This window comes from Cognatundibacterium luofuense, assembly GCF_018139685.1.
Classification (GTDB): Bacteria; Pseudomonadota; Gammaproteobacteria; order Burkholderiales; family Burkholderiaceae_D; genus Undibacterium; species Undibacterium luofuense.
The window spans coordinates 418,604-427,641 of the sequence record NZ_JAGSPN010000002.1 but is presented as its reverse complement, the minus strand read 5'-3'; the positions used below and the strand labels follow the sequence as shown (position 1 = coordinate 427,641).

The following is a 9,038-nucleotide window of genomic DNA, read 5'->3' as shown; positions in this document are numbered from 1 at the left end:
GACCATAGCGAGTTGGTACCACCCCTTCCCATCCCGAACAGGACCGTGAAACGACTTAGCGCCGATGATAGTGCTGCAACCAGTGTGAAAGTAGGTCATCGTCAGGCTCCCTATAAGAAACCCCCGCTCTCGACAGAGGCGGGGGTTTTGCTTTGTGCGGTCGGAAAGCGGGAAAAGAACAAGAACTAAGCAAAGACCAGGTCAAAAACAAAAAGACAAAGACAAAGACAAAACAAACCCGGCTGCCGCCGGGTTTGTGCTTTGCGGGTCAGAAAACATCACCCAAAGCCCTCAGAACGGCCAAATGCGCATTCCCGCACACCAGCTCCCCGCTCCACGGCAGAAAGTCTCGCCATCCAAAAACAGTCAATGCAGATATCTGCACAAAAAAATCTCTAAAATTGTATCGTCAGATCATCTGAATCAGGCAATGAGCGCTGATCCCTCCTAACCAGTACGGTTAATCGCCGGCCTCCGGTTTCTGGCGGTATGCTTATGCTCGGTACATACGCAGATCGGGAAGGGGGCTAAATTGAAGCTGAATCAAGTCACTGTTGCAGTAAATGCGATCGAACCAGCGGTCGCTTTTTATCGGGGAATGGGATTGCGGTTGATCGTTTTGTCGCCGCACTATGCCCGTTTTGAATGCCCTGATGGTGACGCAACTTTCTCTTTGCATCTGGCTCCCGATCCAGTTCCGCAACATGCTACCGTCATCTATTTTGAGTGCGATGATCTGGATGACAGGGTTGCGCGTTTGCGTGCGCAAGGTTTTGAATTCACGCAATTACCACGGGATGAGCGCTGGTTGTGGCGGGAAGCGCGTATTAAAGACCCGTCCGGCAATGAAATTTGCCTGTATTTTGCTGGCGAGAACCGGAAAAATCCTCCGTGGCGGCTTCAGGATAGCTGATCAATGAAAGTTGTGACTACCGAAAAAGTGAACCGGATTGCTTACGCCGCTGTGCCATCCGGCTGGCTTGCGCATCAGATACGGGCCGTGCATACACAGCTTGGCGGTACGGCTGATCTCAGTTTGTCGCAGATATCAGCATTATGGCCTGAGTGGCATCAGTACAGAGAAACGATGTACCGGATAGCAGACGGCATAATGGGAGGTGATAACGCCTGTACGGAGATCGCAGTTCGCTATCTGATTCTTAATTATTTCGGTTCATATAGCGGATATTTGCGTGAACTGCTGGCGCGAAGATTAAAGCATGCAGCACTGACAGAGGCGCAACAAGTCAGATTGCATCAGCATTTTTCTGCATTACTGCTGAGCGGAGCACAGCAAAGAGAATTGAAAGAATGTGCGAAGTTGTGGCGTTTGCTTGCGACGGCTGATCAGATTCTTTCACTGGCTGCAGATGTTTGCAATGCCAGGCCTGAAATACGGCAGCAGTTTACCCGGATATTTCCTGAGGTTGTCTGACGGGCCTGTGTTTCGGCCAGACCATAGTTACCGCTGCAGGATCATGCCCCATCCCTGACCAATTCTCTGGTTCTGAAGCGGATATTCCGGCGCTACTCGTTCATCGGTCGATAACAGGTCGGTATGATAAAAATGTTATTATCTGCGATGCATTGGCGATGAATACACGATGGCATCATCAAATGCCGGTAAATACTCTCGTTTGATGTAAATGCTGAATTTTGCACAGGCATGTGCTGTTTCACAGCGTCAATACTGGCGGTTCGCTGATGCCCCGTGCAGATATCTGCATCGTGACGAAGCAGACTTCTTGCTGTACCGCTAATGCTAACATTGCTTTGATTCCTGTTTTACAGGCTAAGCAAGATCTTCATTTTTACAAAAGTTACTCACTTTCATACGCAGTATGGCAATCACAGAGTTATGGCAGTCGGCATTGTTCACTGGTGGCATGCAGGGCATTTATGGTTTTTTGCTGATTGCCAGTATCGTGACGGCGATGCTGACACGTGGCGGTCGCAGACAAAGTCTCAGGCCGCGTGTTTATGCATGGTGGCTGATGCTGCCGCTGATACATGCTGCACTGCTGTTTAAATCTACCGGTTTATTGTTGCTGATTGCCCTGATTGCTATTCTGGCATTCAGGGATTTATTCCGTATCAGTCAGCAGCGGTTCCGTTTTGTGTTTGTTGCTGCCTGCCTGTTGCTGATGACAGCGGCGATAGTGCTGTCTGATGCCATACCGCAAGCTGTTCAGATTGCGCTGCTGATGCTGCTGCCTGTGGTTTTTCTGTGGCGTTCTGACCGTCATATTGTAAGCAGCCATCAGCACAGTCTGTTATTTGCGTGGGCAGGCTGTTGCAGCGGGCTGGCGTGTTTGTATTTGCTGCTACCGGCGACAGGCGATGCACCGGAGCAGCAAATGCGCTGGCTATTTTTTTTAATGGTCATGACTTGCTTTAACGATGTCGCGCAATTTATCAGTGGCAGCAATTTCGGCAAGCAGCGTATTGCTGCCAGCATCAGTCCCAACAAGACATGGCAAGGTGTTGCTGGTGGTGTGTTAGTCAGCAGCTTGCTCGCCACCTTCTTCGGCAACTATCTTGCGCTTGCACCGCTTCCCTTACTGGCGGTGCTGGGAGCTGTTTTGTCTGTGTGCGGGTTGCTGGGCGATTTGTGGTTTTCGATGATTAAACGCCGGTTGCAGATAAAAGATTTTTCAAGTCTTATTCCGGGACATGGCGGCATACTGGATCGTGCAGACAGCCTGATGCTGACCGCACCAGCCATGCTGATTTTTCTGAATATCTGGAATACACATTAACCGAAGCCACAGGCTTCAGAAAGCGGAGACTAATGGATCAGGCAGTGAGCAGAGCAGCGCTGGAAAACGGTTTTTTTTCGCATGACGGTGCACGTTTATTTTACCGGCACTGGCCGGTGCACGCAGGGCAGCAGGATTCCGGTCGTGTGATCGTGTTGCTGCACCGTGGCCATGAACATTCCGGGCGGGTACAGCAACTGGTGGATGCACTGGTTCCTGCAGATACCGCAGCGTATGCATGGGATGCGCGCGGACATGGCTACTCTCACGGCAAGCGCGGCGATGCGCCGGATTTTATGTGTCTGGTACGCGATTTTGAAGCCTTTATTCAGCATCTTCAAAATACGCACGGCTGCCGACAAGAACAGATACTGGTGATCGCCAACAGTGTCGGTGCCGTCATTGCTGCGACCTGGATACACGACTACGCGCCGCGTGTACGCGGGTTGGTCATGGCCGCCAGTGCTTTTGATATTAACTTGTACGTGCCGCTGGCCAAACCCGCATTAAGACTGGGCTTGCGCTTACAACCTGAACTGAATGTGACCAGTTATGTGCGCGCCAGCATGCTGACACATTGCGAAGCAGAAGCGAAGTCATACGACACTGATCCGCTGGTCACAAAGAATATTTCTGCACGGGTACTGATTGATCTGGCAGATACCGCGCAGCGTGTGGTGGCAGATGCCGCTGCCATTGATTTACCGGTACTGATGCTTGTGGCGGGTAAGGATTATGTGGTGAAAACCGGCGCGCAAAAAGCGTTCTACGACAAAATCCGTTCCGCGCTGAAACGCTGGGTGTATTTGCCGGAGGCGCATCATGCACTGTTATATGAGAAAGATACCAGCGTCGCGTTTTCTGAAATACGCACATTTATAAAAGAATGCTTTGCGCTGCCGGAACATTCATTTGAAAAGCATATCGCACCACAAGCAGCGGCACAGCGCGAACCGGGCTTGCAGGATTTACCTGCGCCGGGATTGGCTGACAGCATTGCTTTCGGAATGCAGCGCTTCATGATGCGCCATCTCGGATGGCTCAGTGAAGGCATTACGCTTGGCATACAAACCGGTTTTGATTCCGGCGCTTCACTGGATTATGTGTATCGCAATCGTGCATCCGGTAAGCTGGGGATTGGTGCATTGATTGACCGCGGATATCTGGATGCGATTGGCTGGCGCGGTATCCGCGAGCGCAAACAGCATCTGGAAAAAATGCTGGCAGCAGCCATTGCCGCTGTTCCTGCAGGCCAGACGATACGGATACTGGATCTGGCGACCGGTGGCGGACGTTATGTGCTTGAAACCGTGAAACGATTTGGTGATCGTCAGTTTGATATCGAACTGCGCGATTATGTACAAGCCAATCTCGATGCTGCAGCAGCGCTGGCGAATCAGCTCGGGCTGGCAGACAGCGTGCAATGCCGCCGTTGCGATGCATTCAGTGCGGATAGTTATCAGGAAGCGCAGCGCTTCGATATCGTGGTGATTTCCGGTTTGTTTGAATTGTTTTCGGATAATGCTCTGCTCAGCACTGCGTTACAGGGTGTGCGTCGTCAGATGCAGCCCGGTGCAAAACTGATTTACACCGGCCAGCCGTGGCATCCGCAACTGGCGATGATTGCGCATACGCTGACCAACCATCAGGGCAAACCCTGGGTGATGCGCCCGCGTCCGCAGGCAGAACTGGATGCGCTGGTGGCGATGGCGGGTGGTCGCAAGCTGCAATCGCTGGTTGGTATTCAGGGGATTTTCAGTGTGAGTCTGGCGGAGTTTGCGACTCCCTGAGTGCGCTGCGAAAACGGTTTGCAATCGTCAGTATCGCCAGCAGGATGCCGGCGATTTGCAAACCGAGTAAGACAGTCGCGCTGCCGCCGGACAGCTGGCATAACACCAGCAGGCTGAATAACACAGCGCGGTCACTTTTCCCCATCGGGCCGTCAAAAGCACGGGCGGCCTGTACGCTGACTGCCAGCACGCCGGTAAATTCTGTGAGTAGTCCCAGTACGATGAGTGCCAGCAATAACGCGCTGTGATCCGGCAACAGCCACAGCAGTGGCAGATACAGTGCGAGATCCGCCAGCACATCACATAACTCATTGAGTAAGGCGCCAAGACGGGTACGTAATTGCGCCGCATTTGCCAGCATGCCATCCAGCGCGTTCAGCATCATGCGGACTAACATCAGCAGCGGATACGCCATCCAAAGCGCGCTTTGTGCAGGCCACAAGACCAGTGCTGCGCCGTAGGTGATGCACAATACCAGTGTTGCCAGTGTCAGATGATTAGGGCGGATACCGGTACGCATCAGCCATTGTAACAAGGGTTGCAGACAGCGCTGGAATGCAGGTTTTAACTGATAGACAGAAATTTTCATCCGGTTTCCTTAAAACGGGCGGCAATCACACGACAACGGTGAAAGCCCATCGCGCAATGCAGATAAATGGTTTTGCCGCTGGCAAGTTCCGGCCTCAGTGCGTTGATCACGGCATCGCAGTCGGCGTCTGTCGGCTGCACAATATCCAGTAAAGGATGATGCAGGTAGCGCAGTTCTCCTGCTGCCACGCGCGCCATCAGCACGGCTTGCTCTGCCAGCTCGGCACTGCAATCCATCGCCACAACACCAGCAGGCAGGGCGCGGGCTTCTGATGCAGTAAGGCGCGGGCCGATGATCCATTGCGGGCTGATTTGCTCAGGCCGGATCGCAGGTTGCAGTATAAAACGCTGCAGACACCAGCTGATCTGATACGAGCATAAATACGGGCCGTACAATATCCATTGTTGCCAGTGAAATTTGCCATTCTGTTTATTGAGAAACAAGGCATTGCGACCTTGATAGGCAATCGCCACCAGTGTGCAGCTCAGTGCAGGATACAGCAACCACCAATGGCCGCTGTAAAACGCCAGACTGCTCAGCCAGACAGTAGCCAGCCCGTAATACAGCGCAACTGCCGGTTGCTGCGTATTCACTCGCCAGCGCAGACAAATAAGCGCCAGCAACATGCCGGATAACACATCCGCCGCATGATGCTGATAAGTGAAAAGCGTCGATGCCAGCAGCAGCAAGGCGGCGCAATCTAATGCAAAACGCTGCCAGCGCAAAGCTAAGGCCGGACGAATAAACCACCAGCCGATACCCGCATAAGCAACATGCAGTGAAGGCAGCTGATTAAACGGCTGATCCACGCTGTGCAGCAAGGCATACAATGCGGCGAATGCATGTCCGCCATCCGGTATCACATGCTGCTGTCGCAATGGCCACCACAAAAACACCAGTCCCGCGATACAGGTTGCCAGTAAAAAAGCCTGGCTGATGCGTCTCACGGTCGGTAAATCCTGGGTTCGCACCAGCCAGAATGGAATAGCAAAAAACAGTAAAGACAAGCTGTACGGCAGAATCATCCACGCCACAAACGGCAAATCACGCTCTGCCGCCAGCATCACATGCTGCTGCACATCCGCCTTCGCAGCCAGCCAGTTGGTGCAGTGATAGATCAGGGCAAAACTCAGTGCATTCAGTAAGAAATGCCGGTCAGCGTGGCGCATACCATCGATTAGTGGATAAAATGCCCATTTTACCCGCGCCAGCCACATTGCAGCAGTAGCGACAGATGGCAGGCAAACCTGATCCGGATAACATCGTGCAGACAGCAGCACCCGCATCACAACCTCAGCAGATACTGATCATCGGCGGCACTTCCGGCATCGGGCTGGCGGTGGCGCGGCACTATCTGGCTGCCGGACATCAGGTCAGCGTGGCGGGACGAGATCCGCAGAAAGTGCCTCAAAGCCTGCGCGCACAATATCCGCAACTGCAATGCCTTGCGCTGGATATCCGCGATGCGGCTGCTGTGCGTGCCTGCATCGGGCTTTACGCGGAAAGCGGTCTGGATGTATTGCTGGTCAGCGCCGGTATGTATTTCAATGCGCGCAGCCAGCAACTGACTGCCTCACAATGCGCTGACATGATCGCAATTAACGTACACGGCCTGCAATACGCGTTTGAAGCGGCAACGCAGCAGATGCTGCGACAGGGGCGCGGGCAACTGGCAGTGATTGCGTCCGTCGCCGGATTACTCAAAGCCGATCCCGGTGCATCGGTGTACAGCGCCACCAAACGTCAGGTGATCCAGATCGCTGATACCTACCGCCGCGCTTACGCGCCGTTTGGCATCCGCGTCAGCACCATCATTCCCGGTTATATGGATACCGCCCGCTTGCGAGAGCTGAACAATGGCGATGCCAGCCACAAACCTTTTCTGCTGTCGGAAGACGATGCTGCGGAACGCATCACCACCGCACTGGCACAGCGCCGCGACGTGATCGCTTTTCCGCGCCGCATGATCTGGCTGATACGCTTGCTGAACCTGTTACCGGCGTTTTTGCTGAAGTTCCGCAAGTAATCTTGTGCTGTTATCGTCATTTGGTATTTTCGGAGAGCCGGACTTTCTGCCGACGACCGCCGGATCGCTATGCAGAACTCCGCAAAATGGCCGTTTTCGGGCAATTTTGACCTGTTTCTATCCGCTCGGAATGGCTGAGGCAGATCACCGGCAAACTGTCGTATTTTCATCCGCAAGCGTGTCGTACATTCACAATGCCTGCGAATGTAGCAATCGTTTTCATTTAATGCTTTCTAGCAACTGCCGCATACGGTAGGCTGCTAAGTGATGCTCTATGGTTTCCTGACAAAATGATGAAAAACATGATACGGAAGGCCGGTTTTCTGATGCTGTGGCTCTGCAGTGCGGCAGCGCAGGCAGAAAACCAAAAAGTAACCCTGTTTCTTAGTGCCCAGCACGATCGCGTCAACCCCGCTGCCGCGCTCAGTACCCCGAACCGTGAATTACTGGCATTTATCGAAAGTGAAACCGGCGTACAGTTTGACCGCAAATTCGTGCCGTGGAAGCGGGCACTGCAATCTGCGATAGAAGGCAAAGGCTTTGTGTTCGGTGCATCGCAAACACCGGAACGCCTGCAGCATCTGGTATTCAGCGAACCCATCTACATTGATAACGTCTGGATCGTCACGCGCTGCGATACCCGCTTCAGTTTCAACAGTATTGCCGATCTGAAGGGAAAAACCATTGGTATGATACGCGATGCGTATTACGGGCCGGAAATCGCGAAAGCTGTTAACTTTGTATTTACACCGGAATACGATGTGAATGATTCGATTTCGCGCTTTGATAAGTTACTCAAACACAGAACCGATGGCCTGCTGATGTACACCCAGCTCACCGACCCGCGTGCGCTGGAAGATCTGGTCAATATGCAATACGGCCGCCTTGCCTCGCAGGAAAATCCGGTGTTCCGCGAACGCCCGTTCTGCGCACAAGGCAAACCCGTCCACTCCGGCAGCCTCCACTTTGCCGTCACCCCCGGCTACAACGACGCCTATCTTAAAGAATTAAACAAAGCTCTGATCAAAGCCGCCAAAACCGGTCGCCTTGCGAAGTGGTATATCCAGCCTGCGGCGAAGGGCTAAGGAGTTATCATCCCCGTCTTTTTGATATGTGCGATCTTTAGACAGATGTTCTTGGTCTTACGGAAACATTCGACAGATATGAGTATGCGGCGTCACCTGATTGTGCTTGATTTAGATGAGACACTTTTACATGCCACAAGTGTGAAATTTTCTCATGAGCCTGACTTTATCGTTGGCGCTTACTATATTTATTTAAGATCAGGATTAAGTGAGTTTCTGGCTTACGCTGACCGCCATTTTGATTTGGGTGTATGGTCTTCTTCCAGTCAGTCTTATGTGGATGCAGTAACGTCTCAAATATTTGGTAATCGGATTGCGCTGCAGTTCGCCTGGTCAGCGGAGAAATGTATCCAGAAGCCGGATGTGAAAACTCACGGATATATTTACATCAAAGATCTGCGCAGATTACAAAAGCTTGGTTATTCCGTCGATCAGGTATGGATCGTCGATGACAGCCCTGAAAAAGTTCAGCGGCAACCGGGGCGGCATATTCGAATCGCGCCGTTTACGGGGGCGTCAGATAACGAATTGAGTAGAATGATCAGTGTGCTGGAAAAAATTCTTAACGCACATGATGACCCAAAGTGCCTGTCGAATTTGTAAGTTAGCCGAAATGCAAAAAGCCCCTTGATTTCTCAAGGGGCTTGCATTCTTTGGTGCCGAGAGCCGGAATCGAACCGGCACGCCTTGCGGCGCGGGATTTTGAGTCCCGTGCGTCTACCAGTTCCGCCATCTCGGCAACGCACAGATCGCGATTATGACAGCACGGCGACCACTTTGCAAGTATGC

General features: G+C 52.6%; 9 protein-coding genes, 1 tRNA gene and 1 rRNA gene. 8 read left to right on the top strand and 3 right to left on the bottom strand.

From position 1 onward, the window contains the following. From rrf to KDM89_RS05315, 5 genes are all read left to right on the top strand, one after another. Window positions 1–107, top strand: a 5S ribosomal RNA gene (rrf, locus tag KDM89_RS05335); the annotation flags it as partial. 425 nt (window positions 108–532) lie between these two features. Further along, window positions 533–913, top strand: coding sequence for a VOC family protein (locus KDM89_RS05330; RefSeq protein ID WP_212686886.1), 381 nt, complete (start codon window positions 533–535; stop codon window positions 911–913). Between the two features lie 3 nt (window positions 914–916). Then, a complete protein-coding gene (locus tag KDM89_RS05325; protein ID WP_212686885.1) occupies window positions 917–1,435 on the top strand; it encodes a hypothetical protein in 519 nt (172 codons plus the stop codon). Between the two features lie 406 nt (window positions 1,436–1,841). Next, on the top strand, window positions 1,842–2,759 hold the full coding sequence (locus KDM89_RS05320) for a phosphatidate cytidylyltransferase (RefSeq protein ID WP_212686884.1): 918 nt from the start codon (window positions 1,842–1,844) through the stop codon (window positions 2,757–2,759). A 32-nt stretch (window positions 2,760–2,791) separates the two neighbouring features. Further along, complete coding sequence (locus KDM89_RS05315; protein WP_212686883.1) at window positions 2,792–4,549, top strand: bifunctional alpha/beta hydrolase/class I SAM-dependent methyltransferase; 1,758 nt, start codon at window positions 2,792–2,794, stop codon at window positions 4,547–4,549. Here KDM89_RS05315 and KDM89_RS05310 read toward each other — a convergent pair. Both KDM89_RS05310 and KDM89_RS05305 read right to left on the bottom strand, forming a co-directional pair. Continuing rightward, window positions 4,515–5,138 (bottom strand): CDP-alcohol phosphatidyltransferase family protein, encoded by a 624-nt coding sequence (locus KDM89_RS05310; RefSeq protein WP_212686882.1) that lies wholly within the window; start codon window positions 5,136–5,138, stop codon window positions 4,515–4,517. The two genes, KDM89_RS05315 and KDM89_RS05310, sit on opposite strands and share 35 nt — an antisense overlap. After that, a complete protein-coding gene (locus KDM89_RS05305) occupies window positions 5,135–6,424 on the bottom strand; it encodes a phosphatase PAP2 family protein (RefSeq protein WP_212686881.1) in 1,290 nt (429 codons plus the stop codon). Before KDM89_RS05305 ends, KDM89_RS05310 begins: the two co-directional genes overlap by 4 nt. Between KDM89_RS05305 and KDM89_RS05300 the strand changes: the two genes are divergently transcribed. From KDM89_RS05300 to KDM89_RS05290, 3 genes are all read left to right on the top strand, one after another. After that, the gene (locus tag KDM89_RS05300; RefSeq protein ID WP_212686880.1) at window positions 6,373–7,164 is read left to right on the top strand and encodes an SDR family NAD(P)-dependent oxidoreductase; all 792 of its coding nucleotides are present in this window, start codon (window positions 6,373–6,375) and stop codon (window positions 7,162–7,164) included. The genes KDM89_RS05305 and KDM89_RS05300 overlap by 52 nt on opposite strands. Window positions 7,165–7,466: 302 nt before the next feature. After that, a complete protein-coding gene (locus KDM89_RS05295) occupies window positions 7,467–8,249 on the top strand; it encodes a substrate-binding periplasmic protein (protein ID WP_212686879.1) in 783 nt (260 codons plus the stop codon). 84 nt (window positions 8,250–8,333) lie between these two features. Then, a complete protein-coding gene (locus KDM89_RS05290) occupies window positions 8,334–8,852 on the top strand; it encodes an HAD family hydrolase (RefSeq protein WP_212686878.1) in 519 nt (172 codons plus the stop codon). 51 nt (window positions 8,853–8,903) lie between these two features. On the opposite strand, the gene KDM89_RS05285 is transcribed toward KDM89_RS05290, so the two are convergent. Next, window positions 8,904–8,988, bottom strand: a tRNA-Leu gene (locus KDM89_RS05285). Window positions 8,989–9,038: the final 50 nt, after the last annotated feature.